The organism is Roseofilum sp. KMC-1 (assembly GCF_057802075.1).
Window position 1 is genome coordinate 4,857,442 of sequence record NZ_CM173605.1, and the last position, 23,723, is coordinate 4,881,164.

The 23,723-nt window shown below is 44.4% G+C and carries 28 protein-coding genes; 14 read left to right on the top strand and 14 right to left on the bottom strand.

Features of this window, described 5'->3' with window-relative positions; all coding sequences use genetic code 11:
• Positions 1–288 precede the first annotated feature (288 nt).
• The 3 genes from AC3FZD_RS22270 to glyQ all read left to right on the top strand — a co-directional run bounded on the left by AC3FZD_RS22270 (position 289) and on the right by glyQ (position 5,239).
• Positions 289–2,313 carry a bifunctional diguanylate cyclase/phosphodiesterase gene (locus AC3FZD_RS22270; protein WP_488738127.1) on the top strand — a complete coding sequence of 675 codons (2,025 nt, stop codon included), beginning with the start codon at positions 289–291 and terminating at the stop codon, positions 2,311–2,313.
• Between the two features lie 74 nt (positions 2,314–2,387).
• Positions 2,388–4,256, top strand: a complete 1,869-nt coding sequence (uvrC, locus tag AC3FZD_RS22275) for an excinuclease ABC subunit UvrC (protein WP_488738128.1) — start codon at positions 2,388–2,390, stop codon at positions 4,254–4,256.
• Between the two features lie 74 nt (positions 4,257–4,330).
• Complete coding sequence (gene glyQ, locus AC3FZD_RS22280) at positions 4,331–5,239, top strand: glycine--tRNA ligase subunit alpha (protein ID WP_488738129.1); 909 nt, start codon at positions 4,331–4,333, stop codon at positions 5,237–5,239.
• Positions 5,240–5,350: 111 nt separating this feature from the next.
• Here glyQ and AC3FZD_RS22285 read toward each other — a convergent pair whose 3' ends face one another.
• A complete protein-coding gene (locus tag AC3FZD_RS22285) occupies positions 5,351–6,265 on the bottom strand; it encodes an alpha/beta fold hydrolase (protein WP_488738130.1) in 915 nt (304 codons plus the stop codon).
• Positions 6,266–6,371: 106 nt separating this feature from the next.
• Between AC3FZD_RS22285 and AC3FZD_RS22290 the strand changes: the two genes are divergently transcribed.
• The 4 genes from AC3FZD_RS22290 (at position 6,372) to AC3FZD_RS22305 (ending at position 7,757) form a co-directional block, all read left to right on the top strand.
• Complete coding sequence (locus tag AC3FZD_RS22290; protein ID WP_488738131.1) at positions 6,372–6,659, top strand: BrnT family toxin; 288 nt, start codon at positions 6,372–6,374, stop codon at positions 6,657–6,659.
• Positions 6,628–6,894 carry a BrnA antitoxin family protein gene (locus AC3FZD_RS22295; RefSeq protein ID WP_488738132.1) on the top strand — a complete coding sequence of 89 codons (267 nt, stop codon included), beginning with the start codon at positions 6,628–6,630 and terminating at the stop codon, positions 6,892–6,894. Before AC3FZD_RS22290 ends, AC3FZD_RS22295 begins: the two co-directional genes overlap by 32 nt.
• A 90-nt stretch (positions 6,895–6,984) precedes the next feature.
• Positions 6,985–7,323 (top strand): hypothetical protein, encoded by a 339-nt coding sequence (locus AC3FZD_RS22300; protein ID WP_488738133.1) that lies wholly within the window; start codon positions 6,985–6,987, stop codon positions 7,321–7,323.
• 62 nt (positions 7,324–7,385) lie between these two features.
• Positions 7,386–7,757, top strand: a complete 372-nt coding sequence (locus tag AC3FZD_RS22305) for a hypothetical protein (RefSeq protein ID WP_488738134.1) — start codon at positions 7,386–7,388, stop codon at positions 7,755–7,757.
• Positions 7,758–7,815: 58 nt separating this feature from the next.
• Here the strand turns inward: AC3FZD_RS22305 and clpB are convergent, their stop codons facing one another.
• Positions 7,816–10,434: an ATP-dependent chaperone ClpB gene (gene clpB, locus AC3FZD_RS22310; RefSeq protein ID WP_488738135.1), complete on the bottom strand. Its 2,619-nt coding sequence runs from the start codon at positions 10,432–10,434 to the stop codon at positions 7,816–7,818.
• A 122-nt stretch (positions 10,435–10,556) separates the two neighbouring features.
• The gene (locus tag AC3FZD_RS22315) at positions 10,557–11,282 is read right to left on the bottom strand and encodes a CorA family divalent cation transporter (RefSeq protein WP_488738136.1); all 726 of its coding nucleotides are present in this window, start codon (positions 11,280–11,282) and stop codon (positions 10,557–10,559) included.
• Between the two features lie 121 nt (positions 11,283–11,403).
• On the opposite strand from AC3FZD_RS22315, the gene AC3FZD_RS22320 reads away from it, so the two are divergent.
• From AC3FZD_RS22320 to AC3FZD_RS22330, 3 genes are all read left to right on the top strand, one after another.
• Positions 11,404–11,982: a Uma2 family endonuclease gene (locus AC3FZD_RS22320; RefSeq protein WP_488738137.1), complete on the top strand. Its 579-nt coding sequence runs from the start codon at positions 11,404–11,406 to the stop codon at positions 11,980–11,982.
• 89 nt (positions 11,983–12,071) lie between these two features.
• On the top strand, positions 12,072–12,302 hold the full coding sequence (locus tag AC3FZD_RS22325) for a DUF433 domain-containing protein (protein ID WP_488740411.1): 231 nt from the start codon (positions 12,072–12,074) through the stop codon (positions 12,300–12,302).
• A 3-nt stretch (positions 12,303–12,305) separates the two neighbouring features.
• Entirely contained in the window at positions 12,306–12,659 is a 354-nt protein-coding gene (locus AC3FZD_RS22330; protein WP_488738138.1) for a DUF5615 family PIN-like protein, read from the top strand.
• 35 nt (positions 12,660–12,694) lie between these two features.
• Here AC3FZD_RS22330 and AC3FZD_RS22335 read toward each other — a convergent pair whose 3' ends face one another.
• Together AC3FZD_RS22335 and AC3FZD_RS22340 are read right to left on the bottom strand one after the other, a co-directional pair.
• Positions 12,695–14,215 (bottom strand): WD40 repeat domain-containing protein, encoded by a 1,521-nt coding sequence (locus tag AC3FZD_RS22335; RefSeq protein ID WP_488738139.1) that lies wholly within the window; start codon positions 14,213–14,215, stop codon positions 12,695–12,697.
• Positions 14,173–14,886: a helix-turn-helix transcriptional regulator gene (locus AC3FZD_RS22340; RefSeq protein WP_488738140.1), complete on the bottom strand. Its 714-nt coding sequence runs from the start codon at positions 14,884–14,886 to the stop codon at positions 14,173–14,175. Before AC3FZD_RS22340 ends, AC3FZD_RS22335 begins: the two co-directional genes overlap by 43 nt.
• Before the next feature lie 1,090 nt (positions 14,887–15,976).
• Here AC3FZD_RS22340 and AC3FZD_RS22345 point away from each other — a divergent pair.
• The 3 genes from AC3FZD_RS22345 to AC3FZD_RS22355 all read left to right on the top strand — a co-directional run bounded on the left by AC3FZD_RS22345 (position 15,977) and on the right by AC3FZD_RS22355 (position 19,152).
• The gene (locus tag AC3FZD_RS22345) at positions 15,977–16,486 is read left to right on the top strand and encodes a COP23 domain-containing protein (protein WP_488738141.1); all 510 of its coding nucleotides are present in this window, start codon (positions 15,977–15,979) and stop codon (positions 16,484–16,486) included.
• A gap of 87 nt (positions 16,487–16,573) precedes the next feature.
• Positions 16,574–17,512, top strand: coding sequence for a S1 family peptidase (locus AC3FZD_RS22350; protein WP_488738142.1), 939 nt, complete (start codon positions 16,574–16,576; stop codon positions 17,510–17,512).
• A gap of 266 nt (positions 17,513–17,778) precedes the next feature.
• On the top strand, positions 17,779–19,152 hold the full coding sequence (locus tag AC3FZD_RS22355; protein ID WP_488738143.1) for a S8 family serine peptidase: 1,374 nt from the start codon (positions 17,779–17,781) through the stop codon (positions 19,150–19,152).
• 130 nt (positions 19,153–19,282) lie between these two features.
• Here the strand turns inward: AC3FZD_RS22355 and AC3FZD_RS22360 are convergent, their stop codons facing one another.
• From AC3FZD_RS22360 to AC3FZD_RS22395, 8 genes are all read right to left on the bottom strand, one after another.
• Entirely contained in the window at positions 19,283–19,402 is a 120-nt protein-coding gene (locus AC3FZD_RS22360) for a HepT-like ribonuclease domain-containing protein (protein WP_488738144.1), read from the bottom strand.
• 114 nt (positions 19,403–19,516) lie between these two features.
• A complete protein-coding gene (locus AC3FZD_RS22365) occupies positions 19,517–19,786 on the bottom strand; it encodes a HepT-like ribonuclease domain-containing protein (protein WP_488738145.1) in 270 nt (89 codons plus the stop codon).
• Positions 19,773–20,087, bottom strand: coding sequence for a nucleotidyltransferase family protein (locus tag AC3FZD_RS22370; RefSeq protein ID WP_488738146.1), 315 nt, complete (start codon positions 20,085–20,087; stop codon positions 19,773–19,775). Before AC3FZD_RS22370 ends, AC3FZD_RS22365 begins: the two co-directional genes overlap by 14 nt.
• Positions 20,088–20,097: 10 nt before the next feature.
• Complete coding sequence (locus tag AC3FZD_RS22375; protein WP_283761630.1) at positions 20,098–20,457, bottom strand: UPF0175 family protein; 360 nt, start codon at positions 20,455–20,457, stop codon at positions 20,098–20,100.
• Positions 20,458–20,563: 106 nt separating this feature from the next.
• The gene (locus AC3FZD_RS22380; RefSeq protein WP_488738147.1) at positions 20,564–20,959 is read right to left on the bottom strand and encodes a type II toxin-antitoxin system VapC family toxin; all 396 of its coding nucleotides are present in this window, start codon (positions 20,957–20,959) and stop codon (positions 20,564–20,566) included.
• Between the two features lie 6 nt (positions 20,960–20,965).
• Positions 20,966–21,262, bottom strand: a complete 297-nt coding sequence (locus AC3FZD_RS22385) for a hypothetical protein (RefSeq protein ID WP_283761632.1) — start codon at positions 21,260–21,262, stop codon at positions 20,966–20,968.
• An 85-nt stretch (positions 21,263–21,347) separates the two neighbouring features.
• Positions 21,348–21,746, bottom strand: coding sequence for a type II toxin-antitoxin system VapC family toxin (locus AC3FZD_RS22390; RefSeq protein ID WP_488738148.1), 399 nt, complete (start codon positions 21,744–21,746; stop codon positions 21,348–21,350).
• Positions 21,747–21,751: 5 nt separating this feature from the next.
• Positions 21,752–22,045: a hypothetical protein gene (locus tag AC3FZD_RS22395; RefSeq protein ID WP_488738149.1), complete on the bottom strand. Its 294-nt coding sequence runs from the start codon at positions 22,043–22,045 to the stop codon at positions 21,752–21,754.
• A gap of 162 nt (positions 22,046–22,207) precedes the next feature.
• Between AC3FZD_RS22395 and AC3FZD_RS22400 the strand changes: the two genes are divergently transcribed.
• Complete coding sequence (locus tag AC3FZD_RS22400; RefSeq protein ID WP_488738150.1) at positions 22,208–22,606, top strand: hypothetical protein; 399 nt, start codon at positions 22,208–22,210, stop codon at positions 22,604–22,606.
• Positions 22,607–22,719: 113 nt separating this feature from the next.
• On the opposite strand, the gene AC3FZD_RS22405 is transcribed toward AC3FZD_RS22400, so the two are convergent.
• Positions 22,720–23,715 (bottom strand): RsmB/NOP family class I SAM-dependent RNA methyltransferase, encoded by a 996-nt coding sequence (locus AC3FZD_RS22405; RefSeq protein ID WP_488738151.1) that lies wholly within the window; start codon positions 23,713–23,715, stop codon positions 22,720–22,722.
• Between the last annotated feature and the right edge of the window lie 8 nt (positions 23,716–23,723).

Genomic DNA, 23,723 nt, shown 5'->3' on the forward strand with positions numbered 1-23,723 from the left:
AAAGTTATGTTTATTGGTGAATCTACAGATAGATCGCCCAGATGGATAAGTGATGCTCTTAGAAAATGTGCCTATAATCAGGGGTGTTGCTCAGGAAATTGCTAGGATAGAGTTGTAGAGATCTATAGAGATCTATTAACTCTCTCATCGCCTCTTACTTTTCTGCTCTGGATAAAGTCGTGGTTGGGTTTTAACCTCGCTGACTACACTGCAAGAATTGAGTGCAATAGCGATCGCCTATGGTAGCAATTTCGACTGTTTTCAGTGATACATTTTCCCTAAGCTTCTATGCTCGATCCTGAATATCATATTCGTCTTCTTCAAGGGGTGACTCAAGCCACTCATTGCTTGCTGACTGTTTCGGATCGCCATGAAGCGATGCATCTAGCTTTAGCTCATCTGGGAGGAGCGCTGGGGATCGATCGAGTGTATATTTTCCAGAATCATACCGATCCGGTTACCCAGTCTTTATTGGCTAGTCAATGGTGGGAATGGACTCCAGAATTAATTTCTCTTCCTTTTAATAATCTAGAATTACAAAATTTATCTTATGCTACGGTGCTGCGGCGCTGGTATGATGGACTTTCCCAGGGAAAGCCAATTACGGGTTATCTGGGTGAACTACCAGAATGGGAAAAACAGTTATTAGGCGATCGCCAAATTTGTTCTCTGTTGGTACTGCCGATTTTTGTCGATCGACGATTTTGGGGTTTTGTTGAGTTTGATGATTGTCAAACCGATCGCCAATGGACAGCAGAAGAAATTGGGATTTTAACCACTGTTGCAGATTGTTTCGGGGGGGCGATCGCTCACCATCGTGCAGAAGCAGAACTCAATCATATTCAAACCAAACTCGAAGCAGCTATTGAAGAACGGACGTTTAAGCTTAGAGCTGCGGTAAAACAACTACAAGCTGAGATCGACAAAAAAGAAAAAATTGCGACTCAACTACGTTATAATGCTTACCACGATCCCTTAACAGGTTTACCGAATCGCTTTCTGTTTATGGATCGGTTACAAAAAGCGATTGAAGAAGCTCAAGCTTCTAAAGGGTATAAATTTGCCATCTTATTTCTGGATCTGGATCGATTCAAAGTGGTTAATGATACTCTCGGACATACGATTGGCGATCGCCTTCTCATTGAGTTATCCAAACGACTCAATGGGGTTACAGAAAAACAATCTCATTTGTCCACAGAACAGACCCTAATTGCCCATTTAGGGAGTGATGAATTTGCCATTCTATTAACCCATATCTCAGACTGGTCTCAAGCCAATCAGTTAGCAGAATGTATTCATCAAAATATGGCCGATCCTTTTTCAGTTAATGGTCACCAAATTCTGTCCACTGTTAGTATTGGTATAGCACTGAGTTCTACCGCTTATGAACGACCTGAACAAGTGCTTCGGGATGCTGATATTGTCATGTATCATGCCAAATCTAAAGGCCGCGCTCGGTATGAAGTCTTTGATTTAGAAACTCATACGCGAGTCATGAATCAATTAAAACTTGAAAATGATTTGCGTCGTGCAGTTCAAATTTTAGAACGCCCAGAAACTTTGAAAGATAATCAATTTATTGTTTATTATCAACCCATTACTTGCTTAAAAACCGGATCGATTGCTGGATTTGAAGCGCTTTTACGCTGGCAGCATCCTGAATTGGGGATGGTTTCCCCAGTGCAATTTATTCCCATTGCTGAAGAAACGGGCTTAATTGCATTACTGGGACAATGGGTACTCGAAGAAGCCTGTAATCAATTGCGTGTCTGGGAAAATTATGGTCACCACCGCCTAACCATGGCGGTCAATTTATCGGGTTGTCAGCTATCGCGACCCGATTTATTAGAAAAAATCGATCAAATTATTCATCAATCCCAGATTCATGCCAATCATTTGAAGCTGGAAATTACCGAAAGTATGATCATTAATAATGCAGATTATGTTAATGAAGTTTTAAGCCAATTAAAGGAACGCTCAATTAAACTTTGTATGGATGATTTTGGCACGGGTTATTCTTCTTTGAGTTATTTACATCGGTTTCCTTTAGATATACTCAAAATTGATAAGTCTTTTGTGAGCAATATGGGAGAAAATGGAGAACAATCTGATATTGTCAGAACGATTATTAATTTAGCTCATCACTTAAAGATGGAAGTAATTGCGGAAGGAGTAGAAACCCTAGGACAATTGAAAATCTTATCTGAATTAGGTTGTGAGTGGGGACAAGGTTACTTTTTTTCTCGACCCATTGATAGTACCAAGGTATTGGCTTTACTGAGTAATCAAAATTTGCCTTGGGTGAATTTTTAAGCAGGTTGTAACAGAGTACAGTATTATTAATATTAAGTCATGATCAAGCAAGCAAAGCGCTGTAACTCATCATTATGGCCAACAACACTAACTCAGAATTACTCTGTGAAAATCCAGAGCGCCTAAAAAAATATCTACAAGAAGTCCCGAAGTTACCAGGGGTTTATTTGATGAAAGATAGGGGTAACTCAATTTTATATATCGGTAAATCGAAACAATTAAGAACGCGGGTTCGCTCCTATTTTCGTGATTTCACTAGCCATAATGGGCGTATTGCCTTAATGGTGCGAAAAGTGAGCGATATTGAGTGGATTATTACGGATACTGAGGCGGAAGCGCTGGCTTTAGAGTCTACCTTAATTAAGCGCCATCAACCGCGTTTTAATGTGCTGCTCAAAGATGATAAGAAGTATCCTTATATTTGTATTACTTGGTCAGAGGATTATCCCCATATTTTTATTACCCGTAAGCGCAAGCTGAGAAACCGGAAAGATAAATATTATGGCCCCTATGTGGATGGGGGACAATTGCGGCAAACTTTGGATTTAATTAAGCGAATTTTTCCCCAACGTCAGCGACTAAAACCTCTGTATAAAGACCGAACTTGTTTGAATTATGATATGGGGCGCTGTCCGGGAGTTTGTCAACAGTTGGTGGAGGTGGAAGAGTACCGGCAAATGATGCAAAAAATTGCCATGATTTTTCAGGGGAGAACGACGGAGTTGGTGGAGGAATTGAGGGAGAAAATGGAGGAAGCGTCCGCCGCTCTGAATTTTGAATTAGCGGCTCAGTTGCGGGATCAAATTCTGGGGTTGCAAGCGTTGAATAGGAGTCAGAAGGTCGATTTATCGGACGATCGCGTTTCACGGGATGCGATCGCCCTGGCAGAGGATGGAGAACGCTGCTGTATTCAGTTGTTCCAGATTCGCGCCGGTAAATTGGTGGGTCGATTGGGGTTCTTTGCTGAATTGGGGGAACCGGGGGCGATTTTGCAACGGGTTTTAGAGGAGCATTACCAAAGCGCCGATCCTCTGGAAATTCCGGCGGAAATTTTGGTGCAATATGCTTTACAAGATGGTGATTTTTTGCTAGAATATATCAGGAATATTAAGCAAAAAAAAGTATCGCTTCAGGTTCCGCAACGGCAAAGTAAGGCAGAATTAATTGATTTAGTTTATCGCAATGCGGAAGCGGAGCTAAATCGGATGCAAAAATTGGGCGATCGCACTCAACACAGCCTAACAGATTTAGCCCAGATCCTCAACTTGCCCGAAGCTCCCCGGAGGATCGAGGGTTACGATATTTCCCATTTGCAAGGAGCAAACGCGGTAGGGTCTCAGGTGGTGTTTGTGAATGGGATGCCTGCAAAGCAATATTATCGCCATTATAAGATCAAAAATCCCACTGTCCAACCCGGTCATTCCGATGATTTTGCCTCCCTTGCAGAGGTTATCAGTCGTCGATTTCGCGCTTTTCTGGAAAATCCCCAACTCCCCCGTCGAGGAAACCCAGATTTTCCTGATTTACTGCTGATTGATGGGGGAAAGGGTCAGCTATCTGCGGTGGTGTCCGTCCTCTCGGAGTTAGAACTTTTACCAGAGTTGCGGGTGATTAGTTTAGCGAAACAGGAGGAAGAAATCTTTCAACCGGGTGATTCTGCGCCTCTTGCTACCGATCGCGATCGACCGGGAGTGCAGTTACTGCGCCGGGTTCGGGATGAGTCCCATCGGTTTGCGGTGAGCTGCCATCGTCAGCAACGGGGCGATCGCCTCCTCAGCTCTCGTCTAGATGGAATTCCGGGATTAGGCTATGAAAGACAGAAGCAATTATACAAGCATTTTCCGTCTTTAGATGCGATCGCCCAAGCCACCCCCAAACAACTGCAACAAGTCCCCGGAATCGGCCCCAATTTAGCACAGAACATTTATGATTATTTCCATTAACCCCACAGGTAAGGCTAAATTCCCCTTTTGAGGGACAATAGACACTGTTGTACTCGATCTAGGAAAGTTGGGGCATGAATTTTCAGTCAGTCATCGCTACCTTAAATCAGTTTTGGGCCGATCGCGGTTGTTTGGTTGTCCAGCCCTATGATACCGAAAAAGGAGCCGGAACCATGAGTCCCCATACCTTTCTGAGGGCGATTGGGCCGGAACCTTGGTCAGTCGCATATGTCGAACCCTGTCGTCGTCCCACCGATGGACGCTATGGCGAAAACCCCAACCGTTACCAGCACTATTACCAGTATCAGGTACTGATAAAACCCTCTCCCAATAACATTCAGGACATTTATCTCGACTCCTTACGGGTTCTCGGTATTCAACCTGAAGACCATGATATTCGCTTCGTCGAAGATAACTGGGAATCTCCCACCCTTGGCGCTTGGGGAGTCGGTTGGGAAGTTTGGCTTGATGGCATGGAAGTCACCCAATTTACCTACTTTCAGCAATGTGGAGGCATTGATTGCCACCCCGTTGCCATTGAAATTACTTATGGTTTAGAGCGTTTAGCCATGTATCTGCAAAGCGTGGAAGCACTCACCGAGATTCAATGGAGCGATCGCCTAAACTATGGAGATATTCATCTGCAAGGAGAGATCGAGCAATGTACCTACAATTTTGAAGCCTCCAACCCAGAATTACTCTTTAAATTATTTGAACTCTACGAACAAGAAGCCACTCAACTGATTGACAAAGGCTTAGTCACTCCCGGTTTAGACTATGTACTCAAATGCTCCCACAGCTTTAATCTCCTTGATGCCAGGGGCGTGATTGCCGTAACAGAACGAACCCGCTATATCGGCAGAATCCGCAATTTAGCCCGCAAAATTGCCCATCTTTATCTAGAGCAACGGGAGAAATTAGGGTTTCCGTTGTCACGAACTGGTAATGGGGCGGGTTCACATCATTGCTCGTCAGTATCCTAGATTATGGGTGAACCCGCCCCTACAAGGTTTTCGGTCTGTAGGGGCGGGTTCACCAACCCATGAGGATACCAGTCCATAACCTTTGTAAACCCGCCCCACCGACTCCCCGTGCTATAATTGCCATTCCTTCAACTGTTGGGCAACTACAGAAACAAAGACTTCTGTAGATTCATAGGGTAAAACATTGCGCCCTGGGATTTTTTTGCCCTTTCCATTGGGCAGATAAGCCAGGTATTTCGTCAACCATTGATCGGCCTTTTCTTGTTTCCCTTCCTTACTAATACTAGACGCTTTTTCTCCGACAACCACTAATGTCGGTTGGGTTATTTTTTCAATGGCTTCTTGATAATCTCTGCGCCAAAATCCAGCTAGAAAAGAAAACACAGCATGACGACTCGCCGGGTTTTGAGCGCCATTTTTTAGGGTATCTAGCCATTCACCATCAACATCATGGGATTCACCAAAAAGCTGGCGAATGGAAAAAGATTCTAAAAATTGACGACGACGGGCATATCGATAAAAGGCATTACCTAGGGGAGAGTCAAAACCATTCCAGAGGAGGCGGTTTTGCCAATCCGGAGTGGTTTGAGTGATCACTGGCCAAGAGGGGGGCCCGGATAGGACAAGTGCTTTCAGCCAGGGGTGACTATTTTGACGTTGAGTTAAAGCAATAGCCACGGGAAATAAAGCCCCCTGAACTACCAAGATCACCGGTTTTTGAATCACGGTTTCGATAAAATAGTGCAGTTGTTCCGCCCAATTTTCAGGAGTATAGGCAACTCGTGGCATATCGCTTTCACCACATCCGAGTAAATCGGGATTATAGATGGGTTGGTTATACCCTTGGGTGCGCCATTCGGTAATAAAGCGATCCCAAAATCTTCGGGATAATCCTACACCGATGGGATGGATAAGCAGCAGAGGAGTCGTTTGGGGATCGGATTCTGGTGGGGAGCTGACTGCATAGGCACAGCGATAGGTTTTCCAGGTATAGTATTGGGTGGCAGAAAGGCTGTTATGTTTCATGATTGACTCCGATGATGATTGAAATAAAACGTTACATTAAATTCCTTGACAAGGGGAAAGAGATAAATTCTAGTTTTACAGGAAAATCAACTAAAATCCACAGTTTATGAAATTTGAGTGGGATGAGGGCAAAAACGAAAGTAACCAGATTAAACATGGATTTGACTTTACAGATGCTTATCGTATATTTAACTTACCAATGGTTGTTGAACTAGATGAGCGAGAGAATTATGGGGAGGATAGGTTCTGTGCGATTGGTATACTAGATGGACGTTTTGTTGTTATTGTATATACTGAGCCAGACGATCAAACTATCCGTATTATATCCTTAAGAAAGGCATTATCCTATGAACGAAAATATTATGAGCAATATATCAAAAACAGATTGGTCTAGAATTGATGGTATGAAGGATGAAGATATTGATACTTCTGATATTCCTCCTCTATCGGAGCAGTTTTGGGCGAAAGCGAAATTACGAATGCCTAAGCCTCCTATTACTGTAGAAGTTGAAGTTGATACAGAAACTTTGGCTTGGTTTCAGGCACAAGGAGAAACGGCACAGCAGCAAATGTCTGTAGCATTGAAAATTTATGCCCAAGCAAACCAGGCTTTTTCTGGATCTAAATAGAACTGAGAATGATGTCAATAAATGTAACAGATTGCCGTAGGGTGAGAGTGTGGGCTGATAAGAGGAGAGAGAATTTCTGGAGTCAGTCAGATGAGTAGGAGCGATCGCCGTCGGCGAACCTGGGGCTTAATTGTACGCTATGGTATAGTGGCGATCGCCATTACCACCACTGGAACCCTTTCCGGATTAGTCAGCGTCCTTGGCACGGGAATCGCGCTGCTGTTAATCACCAGAGGGGATGAAGCCACCTCAGCATCAGTCTTAACCGGGATTGCCGCTTGGATAGGGTGCAGTAGTCTCATTAGCCTCCTAGGGGGAAATAGCCTAGAATTTTTCACCTCCGGTATCACCTCCCTCGTACTGTTTAGCCTCGGTATACTCAAATTCTGGAATCTAGTCCAACAAATTGAACGTTCAACTTCTCCCTAGCATTGATACAATATCAGGTACTGCTCAGAGCAAACCTTGTCCTGTCAATCTTTAAAGGGATAATGACTCAATCCCCACTTTGTAAATACCTCTCTCAATGGGCGAAACTTGAACCCCAACGTTGTCGCCAACGCAACAGCCGCAGTTTTGAAGTGATCTATCAAGGAGATTGGTACTCAGTTGCCGATTATCCTGGCAGTCATGGCATGATTATTGCGGCAGTTTTAGACAGTTGTCAACAGCGACAAATTTCTTGTTCCTTTGAATATGTGCCCCAACCCTTAGATACACCGGATAAGCTGCAACTCTCTTGTCAACCTGATCGCGTGATTCAACATCAAGATAATGAGATAGTCACTCAAATTCCTACTTTTTTACTTGAACAATATTTGATCGCTATGAAAGAAAATCAAACCGTTGCCCAATGTCCTTAAGATATACCAGAAACCCGGTTTTTTGAAACAACCGGGTTTCTTGACATCTTGAGAGAATTTAAGTTTTCACTAAACTCGCAGGCAACCGTTTCAACATTAAGCGCTCATTTTCTTCATCCACAAAAATAGTATCACCTTCCTTAAATTCACTCCGTAAAATTCCTTTAGCAATGGTGGTTTCTAACTCCCGTTGAATCGCTCGTTTAAGAGGTCGTGCCCCATAAACCGGATCGTAACCCACAGCAGCCAGAAAATCTAGGGCCACATCAGACAATTTCAGCGCTATTTTGCGCTCGCTTAACCGAGATTCTAACTGTAGGGTTTGCAGTTGCACAATTTTCCTCAGTTCCTCTTTTTTCAAGGAGTGGAAAATAATGGTTTCGTCAATCCGGTTGAGAAATTCTGGACGGAAGGTAGAGCGCAAAGCCTCCATAACTCTAGTTTGCATCTCTTCATAATTATCATCATTGCCAGCCAGATCTAAGATGTATTGAGAACCGATATTAGAGGTCATAATAATGATCGTATTTTTGAAGTCTACGGTATGACCTTGGGAGTCAGTAACCCTGCCATCATCAAGGATTTGCAGCATAATGTTGAAGACATCCACATGGGCTTTTTCAACCTCATCAAAGAGAATGACAGAGTAAGGACGGCGACGAATGGCTTCCGTTAATTGCCCGCCTTCATCATAGCCGACATAGCCGGGAGGCGCACCAATTAAGCGGGAAACGGCATGTTTTTCCATATATTCGGACATATCAATCCGAACCAAGGCTTCTTCAGTATCAAATAGGTAAGCAGCGAGGGCTTTAGCCAGTTCGGTTTTGCCAACTCCTGTGGGGCCGAGAAAGATAAAACTAGCAACCGGTCGATTGGGGTCAGATAAGCCCGCGCGAGACCGTTGAATGGCATCGGAAACGGCGGTTACGGCTTCATTTTGACCGACGACGCGCTGGTGTAATTCGTCCTCTAAATTGAGGAGTTTTTGCATTTCGGATTCTACGAGTTTACTGATGGGAATGCCTGTCCATTTGGAGATAATTTCGGCAATGTCTGATTCGGTGACTTCTTCGCGCAGGAGAGATTTACCGGTGGTTTGGGATTGAGAAAGATGGGTTTCTGCTTCGGTGAGTCGCTTTTGCAGGGTGGTGAGTTTGCCATATTTTAATTCAGCCGCGCGGTTGAGGTCGTAGTTGCGTTCGGCTTGCTGAATTTCAATGTTGACGCGATCGATTTCTTCTTTGATTTCCTGAAGATTGTCAATCATGTCTTTTTCTAATTGCCATTGGGAATTGAGAGCATGTTGCTGTTCTTTCAGGTTGGCAAGGTCTTTTTCTAAACGCTCTAGTCGTTCTAAAGATAGGGGATCGTTTTCTTTTTGTAAGGAGAGACGCTCCATTTCGAGTTGCAAAATTTTGCGGTCAATTTCATCAAGTTCTTCCGGTTTGGAGGTGATTTCCATTTTTAACCGGGCGGCGGCTTCATCGACTAAATCAATGGCTTTATCGGGAAGGAAGCGATCGCTAATATACCGAGTCGATAAGGTAGCGGCTGCAACTAGGGCACTATCGGAAATCTTCACCCCATGATGGACTTCATAGCGTTCTTTGAGTCCCCGTAAAATCGATACCGTATCCTCAACACTGGGTTGATCCACATACACCTGTTGAAAGCGGCGCTCTAGGGCAGCATCTTTTTCAATATACTTGCGGTATTCATCTAGCGTGGTTGCGCCAATACAGCGCAATTCTCCCCGCGCTAACATGGGTTTGAGCAGGTTCCCGGCATCCATGGCTCCCTGGGTTGCTCCTGCACCGACGACGGTATGAATTTCATCAATAAAGAGAATAATATGACCTTTGGAGTCCGTAACTTCTTTGAGTACAGCTTTGAGCCGTTCTTCAAATTCGCCGCGATATTTGGCTCCGGCAATGAGTGCGCCTAAGTCCAGAGCGATTAAGGCACGGTCTTTGAGAGACTGGGGCACATCTCCCGCAATGATGCGTTGTGCCAATCCTTCGGCGATCGCTGTTTTCCCTACTCCCGGTTCTCCAATTAACACAGGGTTATTTTTGGTACGTCGGGAGAGAATTTGAATCGTGCGGCGAATCTCGTCATCCCGACCAATCACGGGGTCTAGCTTACCTTGCCGGGCTGCCTCGGTCAAATCTCGCCCATATTTCTCTAGGGCTTCATATTTACCTTCAGGATTTTGATCGGTCACTTTGTGGGTTCCTCGAATGTCGCGAATGGTTTGCTGGAGTTTGGCTTCATCTAGTTTAAAATCTTTGCACAAGCTTTTACCAAAGCGGTCATCTTGGAGGAAAGCCAGTAGAAGGTGTTCGATGGAAATGTAACTATCTTCATACTGATTTTGATAGGTTTGGGCGCGATCGAGTAAGGCATCTAAGGAACGACCAAGATATATCGATCCACCCCCTCCCTGCACTTTCGGTTGTCGCTTAAGAAAGGCTTCGGTTTGCTCCCGAAATGCGGGTAGATTCACCTGGCTTTTAGATAAGATATTGGTAGCTAACCCCTCCTGTTCGAGGAGCGCTTTCATGAGGTGTTCGCTTTCGAGGTGCTGATGCTGATAGCTTTTGGCAATATCGGGAGTTTGGGCGATCGCCTGCCATGCTTTTTCTGTAAATTGATTAGGATTATTCGGTTGCATAGTCTCTTCAGATACTCAATATTAACGCTTTGCAACCATTGTAGAAAAGACTGGAGTTCCTAGAGATTCGGGATTTACGGCTTTGGGTATAGGTATTTCCCTCCGTTTCCTGGCGATTCAGTTCAGATCTTTCCTGTAACAATCCAACGGCGCACAACCAATCCCAAGGATATACTGACGATTAGAACAAACCAAAACGCCAGTACGGAAGCAGGGTTAATCCCATTATTGAGATTCATACCAAACACGCAGCTTGTGGCAGTTAACGGGAAGAAAATAGCCACTAAAATATTGAGGCGATTGCTCATTCTCATCGATTCTAGACTAATTTGGGTTTGTTGTTCAGCCCGTTGGGCAATGCGATAGTCTAGAGCATTTTTCATATTATCGTGGAGCAAACTTAGCGATCGCTCAATCTCATAAGCCGAATCTCGCAAGTCAATGATATCCCGATCATCCGGAATTTCTTCTCGTGCTGATTGTAAGGCAAAATGTAGATTCTGAGCCGCCAGTCGCAGGGGAGCTAAATTTTCCAATAACTGGAAATAATCTTCAGCCTGTTGTGCTTGTTCATATTGGGCAGTCAGTTGATTGACTTCTTCATCATAGGTTTGTAGGTGTTTTATGAGGGGTTGTAAACCGATTTTTCCATGACTCGATTGCCATTTTCCTTGAGGATCGCGCCAAAAGAAAATAGCTTGACGCTGTTTTTCATTATGCTTGGGAGCCTGATGGAGAACCAAGAGCAGATGACCTTCAGCAACCATCGCCCGTTGTTTTCCTGCACTTTTTTGGCCTAAACGGTTTTTAATCTCTTCAGGGAGTGTCCAAGAACCCGGTAATTTCATCTTTTCATCATCCTGATTCCATAAAATGTACCTTTGATGTACCTCCTCTCATTGTATAGCCTAGGGTGCGATCCTTTTAAATAATGTTATAATTCATAAATACTGTATATCTCTATAACTTATGATTGCAGCTCAAGACAATTCCCCCCATCTAACTCCTGAAGAGTATTTTGCTTGGGAAGAAATCCAACTCGAAAAATATGAATATATAGATGGCGAAGTTTATGCCATGGGTGGCGGTAGCAAGAATCATAGCTTAATCTCCGTCAGACTGACCACTTTATTTTCCAATCACTTAGAAGGGAGTGGTTGCGAAACCGGAAATTCAGACCTGAAAGTTAATATTGCCGAAACCCATGACTACACTTATCCTGATGCCAGCGTAACCTGTGATGATCGCGATAAAACCACCAGTCAATATATCACCTATCCCTGCTTAATTGTGGAAGTTTTATCCAAAAGCACGGAAGCCTACGACCGAGGCGGCAAGTTTAGAATGTATCGCCAGAATCCCGCCCTAATTGATTATTTATTGGTTAGCTCGACTCAGATAGAAATGGATCTGTATCATAAAAATGATGCGGGAGAATGGATCATCCTTAACTATAAAAAAGGAGATATCATAGAACTCAAAAGTATTAACCTTAGTTTTCCCATTGAGCAAGTTTATCGCGGTCTGAACTTAATGCCTGAAGGTTGAGCATAACCGGCTTATTTTTAGCCTCTGGTGTTGATGATTGGTGTGAAAATGAGCTATATTAATAGCAAAATATTTGTGGTGTAATGACTATGGATTGGGAAGCTAGAATTACCCTTGACCAAGCGATATTAGCCGGTAAACCCATAATTAAGGGAACACGGCTTTCGGTTGAATTCATTATTGATCTTCTTGCCCAAGGGTGGAGTCAGGAGGAAATTGTTCGTAATTATCCGGGTATTAGCCTTGCAGATATTCGAGCCTGTCTGAGTTACGCTAGTGCTTCTCTGAAGTCTGAAAAAGTGTATGCTATTCCTGCCTAATCTATGAATTTTCTTGCCCATGAAAATTTTCCTCTTGATGCTGTTGAAGCATTGCGACAGGATGGACATGATGTGGTTTGGGTTAGGGTAAATTGTCCTGGCATCTCTGATGTTGAGGTTTTGAGTCTAGCTCAGGCAGACTCTCGAATTTTGTTAACCTTTGACAAGGATTTTGGAGAGTTGGCCTTTCGGTTAAAACTTCCTGCTACAGTGGGTATCATTTTGTTTCGGATTAAAGCACCTTCAAGTGGGGTAGTAGCTGAAAAAGTTGCGAAAGCGATCGCCCTTCGCGATGATTGGTATGGGCATTTTAGCGTGGTTGAAGAGGACAAGATTAGGATGAGATCTCTGGAATAGAGTGCGATCGCCTCATCGCCCATTTGAACGCCCTGCTATGCACTGTACTCCATCGCTCCATTAGCCTTAAGTGTAGAGATCGCGGCTGGAGTTAAGCCTTCAATTTTGGCAATCTTCATCTCTGCATAGGGAGGTTGTACCCGCAGGGTGTTCATCAATGCTCCCTGGTGGACATCCCAGAGTTTAATCGTCTCATCTTCGCTCCCACTGGCTAAGGTGGTAGCGTCGGCACTCAAGGAGAGCGATCGCACCCCTTCGGTATGTCCAGTTAAGGTATGCAGACACTCCCCCCTGTGCGTATCCCAGATTTTGATGGTGCGATCGCTGCTTCCACTGGCTACAATGTCCCCTTTATCGCTCATTGTCAAGGCATGAACCCAGTGATAATGACCAGGCAATGTCTGCAAACCGTCCCCCGTTTCCCAATTCCAGATCTGCACCGTAGTATCATCACTACCACTGGCTAAAATTGATCCTTGCAAACTCGCAGCCAGGGAACTCACCCAATCCTGATGACCCGTTAAAACTTTGACACATTCTCCCGTTGGCAGATTCCAGAGGCGAATCGTCATATCGTCACTTCCCGTCGCCAACAGTTCCCCATTACCACTGAATACGACGGTGCGAGTGGGACGGGTATGGTCTACAAAGGTATATAAACATTCACCGGTACTGACGCTCCAAACCTTAGCTGTTCGATCGCCGCTTCCCGTGGCGACTAATGTGCCATCGGGACTAAATAGCACGCACCAAATGGCATCCTCATGACCGGTTAGCGTCCGGAGTAGGTCGCCCGTACTCGCGTCCCATAACTTTACCGTGCGATCGCCGCTCGAACTGGCCAAAAGCTGACCATCCGGACTAAAATCCACCGATTGCACTGTAGCCAGGTGACCTGCCAACGTCTTCAAGCAGTTTCCGGTTTCCACGCACCAGAGCCGCACCATACGGTCTAAACTACCACTGGCTAAGAGCTTACCATCGGGACTGAATGCGATGGAGCGTACCCAACCTTGATGAGCTTCAAGGGTTAAAACCGGTTGGCTGTCGTCGAATCCCCAGAGGCGGATTGCACCGTACCCATCTCCAATGGCGACTAATCGTTCTTTGGGGCTAACGGCGAGACAGAAGACGGGGCCGAAGATATCGGTAAATACGGAGCCGACAAAGTGACATCGGCTAAAGTCGGTATTATTGAGGTTGTGCCCTTTGAGGTAGGCTTGGCGGATGGGGAGTTGGGAAAAGTTGGTATGGGAGAGGTTGATTTTCAGTTGGCAGAGGAGGTTGATCAGGTTGCCCGCAGCGTATCCGAGGAATTTGGGGGTGGGGGAATGGGGGGGTGGGGGAATGGGGGAATGGGGAACGGAAACGGAATTTCGCAATTTGTGTAAAAATTGTTCGATCCAGGGGCGGGGATTTTGCAGGTCGATGAGGTTCGTCAGGTAGTCGGCAATGGGTTGGAGAATGAGGCGGATTTGGCTTTCGCGCACGTAGTCTTTGGCGGTGGCTTTGATCAGAGCATGGCTGTTGAAGAGGTTGAGGTTTCCGGTTTGCAATCTTGGGTAATCCAGGTTTGCAGGGTGTCTAGTTCGTCGTTGCGTCCATGGAAAATGGAGACATCGGGCGCTTCTCCCCAGTGTTGTTTGTTCGTTTTGGGTGACCTAGGGGCGGGTTCTGTAGGGGCGGGTTCTGTAAGGGCGGCTTCACCTATTTTATCCTCTTCCCAGCGAGATCTTGATGAACCCGCCCCTACATATTGCTGGGTTAAGGGCGGAATATTAACCCATTCTGGTTTGTATTTAAAGAAGATCGGGATCAGATAATTTCGTTGAGTCGTGCTATTGCCGCGAATACCGAATTTGTGATAGATGTTGCGGATCTGTTTGCGAATGGTTCCGGAGTTTTTATTCAAGGAAGCGGCGATTTCTTCGTCGGTTTGGTTCTGGAGGAATTGCTGTAAAACGGGTTTTTCTTGGGTGGAGAGGCGATCGCAAATTTCCTCAAAGTCTTCTGCACTCATGCTCTGGAAGTTCTTCAAGTAGGGAATGTTCACCAACTCCGGTTTATATTTGAAAAATAGAGCAACCAGAAAAAAGCGCCCTCTCCTGCGCCCATCATCTTTCTTGATGCCAAAAGAGTGATAAATACCGCGCCGAATTTTCTGCACATCCGATTTATTACTGGCGACAGTCGTAGCGATTTCCCGATTATTAAGCAATTCGTGCAAAACTTGCCGCTCTGTAGGGTTGAGTCCTGCGAGTATGCGATCGAACTGCTATTGATTCATGGCTCTATACCGAATGTTATGGGAACTGATTGCCTCAGAGGTCAACATTCGCATATTTTAGACTGTTGAGGTCTGAGTTTCGGGTTTGAAAGACAATTATATATTACACAGTTTTTCTCCTTTTTTACCAACTCTTACTTCATGGATCATCCGGATGTTTACTCTCAGGAGTTGAGTATAATTCCGTATTTTTACCCCTGTAACCGATGGTGGGGCAATCTTTAGTTGATTTGATACTTATCTTTTCCCTTATCCCTCTACCCCCTACGCAGGAGAAGGGGGCACAAGTTCATCTCCCGTGGGAGAAGGATTTTCCTTTCCCTTTGGGACATGAATGGATCTGAAAGGGAGAGGGCAAGATCGCCCAGTTTCCGACCAAAATACAGGGAGTATTTGTGTTTTTTTTTACTTGTTATCCTGTAGGCGATCGCCCCCCCTTTTTCTAAGCTATTTTGCCCATCTCTTGCCCAAAAGAACATTCGGATGTTTACTTTTTCTGTCCAAATTCCCCCAAAAGAACATTCAGATGTCCATAGACAGCCTGGGAACGACCTGCTTTAATATAAAAAATGCCAAAAAAACAAGCAAATATTATTTTTTTGCTCAAATTATTAAGAAATTCTAAAGTTCTCGCTTCGGAACGACTTAATCCCTTGGGGCGGAATGATATGGCTTGAGTTTCAACAGTAGATTTTTGTCTAGTCCATTCGGGTGTGAGGGGTATTGTGTCTCTAAATAAATCGGGGAAAGGAACGGACTTGAGATTCCTTATCTACCAAAATTTCTGACGTTAACCCAATCAAAAACATGAAATTTAATTTGAATAGCTTCAACGGGTTCTCTCGCGTGTTAGATCGCAGTCAACCCCCAACATGAGCCTACCAGCAGATTCAGCAAGTCTTACAAGGACGGTAGTTTCAGAGACAGGATTTTTTCCCACTACCTCTCAAGTATTCAGGGACAGAATCAAACTTAAAATTCTGTTTCTACCCAGATGACTAACATTAACCCAATCAAGGAGTTGAATTCCATGAATATCAAAAAAATCTCTACTACTATTCTCTGTGCTTTGACCTTGTGCGGTGGCATCGCTTTGGAATCAAAAAAAGCTGAAGCCGGAACTCCATTTCAATTTTCTTGTGTTCAAGGTGCTAATGGTGGCTTTGTAACCATCGTGAGTAAAGGCAACGTTACTCGCTCGTTAATTACTTGGAATAGCCAAGCCTTTAGTAACAGTGGTTTTACTCCTGAAGTTCGTTGTCAGACTGTGACTGCTCGGTTTAACAATGCCATTGCTAGTGGCAACCGTTTGCGGTTAAGCACTGGAAACATCAATGGTTTAGGCGTGATTTGTGCCCTTCAAGGTCGCGAGCGCCAATGCGATAGTGGAAATACAATTGTTACCTTAAATCCTGGCACTAATCCTAGTGCAGCTCTCAATCAAATGATTAGCGCAACAGCGGGAGGTCGTCCTTTAGCCCAATCTGGTGATGTAACCGTAGAGGACTGGGCAGATGCAGCTTTGAACAGTCCAGAGTAACAGCAACCATCTAGCCCATTCACTCTGATTTTTCCTGAATTGATTTAGAGTCTCACAATTGTGTGTTTATTTTCTCTCCGTGGATCTGTGAAACTTGCCCGCATTGCCATGATGGTGATATTACTTTCCCTATCATGGCAAGGGGTTTCCTTTTTGAAAACCTATCACTTGGCCCAAGCCGATGAATGGATAGTGGATATCGATCCCAGACCATCAAACAATATTCCCTTGGTGGAAATGCAAACATCGGTCGAAGATATTTCCCAAAAGATTACCGTGCGTATTTTGGGTGACATCGGTATGGGTTCTGGTGTTATTGTTGAGCGCAATGGAGATCGTTATCTGGTTCTGACCAATCATCATGTGTTAGAAGACAATGAATCAGAGACCTATACTATCCTAACGGCTGATGGACGCAGATATTCAGGTCATTGGTTAAAGTCAGAAAAATTCAGCAATCTAGACTTGGCCTTAGTGGAGTTTAGCAGCGATCGCGCTTATCAAGTTGCTGAAATTGAAACCAATAACTCTTTATCTGTGGGCGATCTCGTTTATGCGGCTGGATTTCCAAGTTGGCACTTTCAGCCTGGATTAGCTGAAGAAACTCGTGACTGGGGATTCAAAGCCTATCAATTAACCCAGGGAACGGTTGAAATGGTATCGAGGAAATCCTTAGATCGGGGTTATCAGATTGGCTATACCAATGCCATTGAATTAGGCATGAGTGGCGGCCCAATTCTAAATCAGCAGGGCAAACTTATTGGGGTGAATGGCAGAAAAAAATATCCTTTAACGGGTATCGATGCGTTTGTTTTTGCCGATGGAACTCGACCATCTGCAAGAGAAGCAGAGCAAATGATTCTCCTGAGTTGGGGAATACCCATTAGCCGACTTTCCCTAGGAAATGATCCTGTTGAAGTTGAGATAGATGTCAACTCTTTGGGCGATCCTTTAGAAGGAGAAATCTTGGACTTAGGCAATCCAGAAAACCCATTTGAGGGTTTATTTGAACCCGCTTACCCTTGACTTACAGCAGTTTTCGCTGATGTGCGGTACATTTCGATCCCCCCAACCCCCCTTAAAAAGGGGGGCAGTAAAAGTCCCCTTTTTCAAGGGGGATTTAGGGGGATCTTGTGGGCTTTACCTCATTACCACACAAAGTGCTGCATCTCTGCTGGTATCTCTACACCCAATTATTCAGAAAGCACTACCCTAGCGAATCCCACTTGAGTAATGACTCATCTGTATTCGTCATTACAGTACACTCCATTTTTTGATTAGGTCAACCCATCATGTTAAACTTGAACGATCTTTTTGATGAGAACTACTACGTTCAGCAAAACCCAGATGTGGCTAATGCCATCTCTCAAGGTAACTTTGTGGCTGGATTTAACCATTTTCTAGGTCATGGCGTATTTGAACGACGGCAACCTAGCGCCTTTTATAGCGAAGATTATTATCTACAGCAAAACCAAGATGTTTCTGTTGCTGTCTCTCAAGGCAATTTTCCCACTGGATTAGACCATTTCCTCAGTCATGGTCAATTTGAAGGACGCGATCCCATTGCAGAAGGGCCTTTTACCTCTCAATTTGGATTTGGCTTAGTGGATGCGGCCGATGCTGTGGCACGTGCCAGGGGTTTATCAACTGCGTTTCCAGAGGTTGAAGATATTTTTGATAGTGTCAACGATGAATCGAATGATTTCTATGGATTAAATGCTGTCAATGCTCCAGAAGTTTGGGCCCAAGGCTTTACGGGTAAAGGAGTGAAGATTGCTGTACTAGACAGTGGAATTGATTACAATCATCCTGATTTAATCAATAAGGTCAATCGAGACCTAGGCTTTGATTTTGTTGATGGAGATAACGATCCAATTTTTAATCCAGATGACAAAAAGAACGATAGAGGGGACAGAGGCAGATTTGAACATGGAACCCATGTAACAGGTATCATTGCAGCAGAAAGGGATAGCAATGATGTAACAGGAGTCGCTTACAATGCGGAGATTATTCCTTTCAGAGTACTTGGTACTAAAGTAGATGGTGCGAATCCAACTGTTGATGAGACTAATGCTGGCATTGCACAAGCGATTCGCCGCGCTGTGGATGCTGGTGCTGATATTATTAATATGTCTTTGGCTCTAGCTGGTGAGAACCAGCAAGTAGGATTAATACCCGATTTGCGTGTCGAAGAAGCTCTCCAATATGCCAAGGAACAAGGTGTAGTAGCAGTCATGGCGGCAGGAAATAAATTATCAGATGGTTTAACTGAATACTTTTATCCTGCACGATACGCAGAACAAGGTTTAGGGATTGCTGTTGGAGCTTTAGATGAGATAAATGCAATGATAAATCTGTCGTTACCTGCGGCTTCTGAAACCCCCATCAATTTTGTTTCTGCACCAGGATCGCAGATTTTATCTACATTTCCAGGGCAAAAAGAGGACGTGGACAGTGGAACCTCTCAAGCAGCACCTTTTGTCACTGGCACAGTGGCTTTGATGTTAGAAGCTAATCCTAACTTAACTCCCTACCAAGTGTATGCCATTTTAAGGGGAACCGCCAAAGCAGATGGCTTGAAAATTCGCGAGGGACAACAGAACCCAACGAAAGAATTTGATATAGCCACAGGTTCGTTTAAGCCATTTGAGCCAGCTCTAGCTTAGTTGAAGTCTATCGATTACCACTAATAGACTGAGCAAATGTAGCTAGTGCTACAACAAGCCCGTTAAATTGAATTGGAGACACGCGATCGCATTCCGAACCCATCAGACTGCGGTCTTTTTCTTAAGTATCCTAATTGTCCTGAACGTCTCTATCGTTCAACCCCTGAATTAAGCTCAAAAAACCAGGAATCTCTTCAGTAGCAGTCATCCAAACCAGATCTAAATCCACCTCATCATAATCATGAATCAACTTACAGCGCGAAGCGCTGTAGTGGGGGAGTGGGGGAGTGGGGGAGTGGGGGAGTGGGGGAATGGGGGGAACAAATAACAGATTGGGTAGCGCTTTGAGCCATTTTAGCTATCGTTAAAAACAGTCATTAATGTACCTCATAGCAGAGGAAACTGCTGTATCTCGCATTCCGGCGATCGCCGACCAAGGTATTTCTGGATATTGTGTCCGAAATTCCCCTGAAAGCCTTTTGACCGCTTCTCCAATAATCATAATTTGGTAAATAATCGCTGATTGTTTCTCTGGATTCGTTAAAAATACTGGTTTGTCGATCCCTTCTTGAAACTGAATAATCAAGCGAGCCGCTTTAACAATATCGAGTAAGGTTTGACTATCGGGCTTCATAAATAATCTCTGCATTCCCTAAAATTTCTTCCCGTCGCAGCCAATTTTCACTACGCTCTATCGCCCTTTTACTGACAAAATCAATCGGCCTGCTCACCAAATTTTCCAGTTCTTGCTGCATCTCCATCACCTTAAATAATCCCCAACGAGCATCGGGAGAGAAGGTAAACAAGAAATCAATATCGCTGTTCGGGTTAAAATCATCGCGCAGAATAGAGCCAAACACCGATAATTCAACAATTTTCCAGCGCTGGCAAAACTGGGCTATTTCTGGTTCTGGTAATCTGATTTTTCGCTTCATTTTCTGAGACTTATTTCAGGCATTCCCAATCGTTTTCATCCACAATAGGACTGACCAAATCTCCTGTAATTTTAGCTTTGCCCGCAATCAAAGGTGAAGGTTGGCGGCGTTGTTTTAACTCTGCAATGCTTTGAAGATCTCGTTCTAGTTCCGCTTCATCATAGTTTAAATAAACTCCCATGCTCTTCAAAAAAGCATGAGTCTCTAGACGCGAAGAAATCCCAAGAGTGCGGCCAACTTCTGCGGTACTCAATGCTCCAGAACTGTAGGCATCAGCCACAAGTATTTCTAAAACTCTGCGCTCGATAGGTTTGGACTCTCCACCTAATCTTTGCGCGATTCGATCCGGTATTTCAAGGGTAATTTGCATCGCTCTCTCCATTGGATGGGTCTCAATAGTATAACACCTAGAACCACGATCGCCTCTAACGAAACCTCAAGATTAGACTGCCACATCCTTCCACCTCCAGCCTACCCTAAAGCCAATCTTCCAACATCAAATCCTCAACCCTGTGCATATCCGAATCATGGGACACCAGAATCAGATTATGGGCGATCGCCGTTGCTGCAATTAAAATATCTGCATCTTCCATTGGCTCTCCTTTCCGTTTTAGATTGGCATGAATTTGTGCCGCTCTCTCGAAAATCGCCAGATCGCCAACGATTACCTGATATTTCTGACATAAGTCCTGAAAATCCTTAAGCTGACGAGTTGCCCCATTCGCAATCAATCCTCGTTTGATTTCATAGTAAGTCATTCCGGCGAGGAAAACGCTTTCACCTAAAACATCTAGGTTTCCCATTTTTTCCTGGACTTTTCTATTATTCTTCAAAATTGCTGTGACAATATTCGTATCCAGTAGATAACCCATGGTGACTTACCATTTACCTTCCACTGCGGCATCAAAAATAGCCATCTGTTCTGGCGTTAGCTCGTTCAACGTTCCCGCAACAGCCTCTCTCACCATTACCCGCTCAACTCGATCGGTCAATTCCGACTCATCCACAGCACAAAGCTCCTGGGTATCCACTTGTGCCAATAGGTTAGAAAAGATGCTCATCACCTCATCTTTTTCTAATCGCTCTCTGAACTTCTCGTTTTCTTGGAATAAGCGATCGACAATTTCAGAAATTCGACTGATGACGACATCTTGCGCTGGAAAAACTTGGGTCATAATCTTCTCCCCTACAATATGGACAGACTATAGATAGTATAACTTCCAGAAGTCAGAGGCGCGATCGCTCCCTGTCCTCCTCCAGCTAAAGCCAATCTTCCAACTTCACATCTTCAACCCTGTGCATATCGGAATCATGGGAAACCAGAATCAGATTATGGGCGATCGCCGTTGCTGCAATTAAAATATCTGCATCTTCCATTGGCTCTCCCTTGCGTCTTAAATTGGCATGAATTTCCACAGCTTTCTGGAAAATATTGAGGTTATCCAAATATAACAGAGGAATGCGAGCGCACCAAATCTCTAAATTCGCCAACTGCCGAGTGGCATTAATATACAAAAGTCCTCTTTTAACTTCATAGTAACTTACGGCACTCAGATAAATCTCTGCACCTTGACCTTCGATATACTGTAATCGAGTCACTACCCTTGAATTTCTCTTCACCAGTGCAGTAATAATATTTGTATCGAGCAAATAACCCAATCTGATTATCTCCCGGCAACTGCGGCATCAAATTGTGCCATTTCTTCTGGTGTCAGTGTATCTAACATACCATAAACTAATTCCGTTGCCATTAAGAGATCGACTCGGCGGAGTAACTCCTCTTCTTCTAGCAATAAAATGCTATCGCGATCGACACTTTCAAAAACATTCAACAACATCTCCGTAATTTTCTGTCGATCCAGTTGCTCCCGAAAACAAGGGTTCTCATCCATTAATTTTTGAACGATATTGGAGAGACGGAAGGTAAGGGTATCCGTAGCAGGAACTCGATTTATCATAATTTTTTGAGACTAACTATACCTATGATAACAGCCAGAACTCGATGTTATCAACTTAGCGAAACTGAGAGAATTGGCGATCGCCCCCCAGACTGTGAGATACTGAGAGAATTAGAGTAAGTGTCCTCTAAAATGAGGAAATATTTCTATCCAGAGAGGGCTATGGGATATCTCACTGTCATTAGCGAAACTGGTTTTCCTCATTCTGTGTGTTGGTTTGAATACAACCATAAATCAGAATGGTATGCCTTCAAACCGAAAATCCCCAAATTCCCCCTCTGTCCTGGCTATATCGATCGCTCCGATAGAACTCCCTACATCAAACACTGGGTCAAATTTGCAATTCCTGACTCCGACTTAGAGCAAACGATTAAGCAAATTTCCAGTAAATACCGAGGATTAATCTACTGTATTGGTAAAGGCCCCGATTGCGTTACCCTATCTGTAGATGTAGCTCAGTGGTGTGGTTTAAAGCTCCCACCTCCCCCTCATATCATTCTCGGTTATCTCGTATCTAATTTAGCTAAACTCAATTCCAGTTTAGTCCAAGAATACTATTAAATGAAGCTGACAAAATTCGGCTATTGCCTTCGGGGTAGGGCGGGTTAACATTATTGCTGACTGGTATCCTAGATCTGGGTGAACCCGCCCCTACAAAGCAAAAACTTGATTTATCATTGCCAATAATTGACACAACTAAATCGATTAATCGCGGCTAAATTTTCCCTAGAAATCCCTGCGACTTCCCCTAAGTTTTGGTTTTGAAATAGAGCAGTAAATGCGCCCGCACCTAATCCTTGATGAGGCCAAAGGCGATAGCAAGGAAGATCGGTCAGATGGGATTGGTAATTGAGGAGATGGGGCACAGAAATCGGTTGAAAGTGGGGATATTTTTTCAGGAACCAATAACAAATTTCTTCGTTTTCTTCGAGGGAATAGGTGCAAGTCATGTAGAGGAGATAGCCTTGGGGTGCGACTAATTGGGCGGCATTACCGACGATCCGCTTTTGCCGGTTGGCATTACGATTAAGGGTGACTTTATGAAAACATCCGGGTACTTTTTTCTGTTTCAAAAGTAGGGATTGACCGCTACAAGGTGCATCGACAAGGACGAGTTGGAAGGCTTGGGGGAATTGTTGGGCAAGCCGTTGGGGATCGAGTTGGCTGACGAGAATCCTTGCCTTTCCCTCCTGCTCTGAAACCCTAGAACCCTGACACCGCCTTAAGTTAGCCATTAGGGTTCCTAAGCGCTTGCCGACGACTTCATTGCACAGCAGTAAGTCCGGTTGCAGAGTATGCCAGGTGAATAAACTTTTACCCCCTGGAGCGGCGCAAACATCGATCGCTATTTTAATAGTAGAAAGTTGCAACAGAGGAGATGCAGCAAACACAGAAGAAAAGTCCAAACAATAATAGGCTCCGCGATCGTGGGCTGGATGTTTTCCCGGTTGCTCGCCTAACTGGAGTCGATCCACCCGCTCCGGTTGCCAAGGTTGGGGGGGTTCCACGGCAAACGGACGCTCTAAAGGGGGGTTTTCACACCAGAGAATACAGGGATGCAAGGGAGGGGGGTTATCGAATGCTTGGATAAACCGATCGCCTAATTGCCGATCGCTCCACAGGCGATCGCTAAATTGCTTTAGAAGTTTAGAAGAGCTATTACCCATCATCGATTACC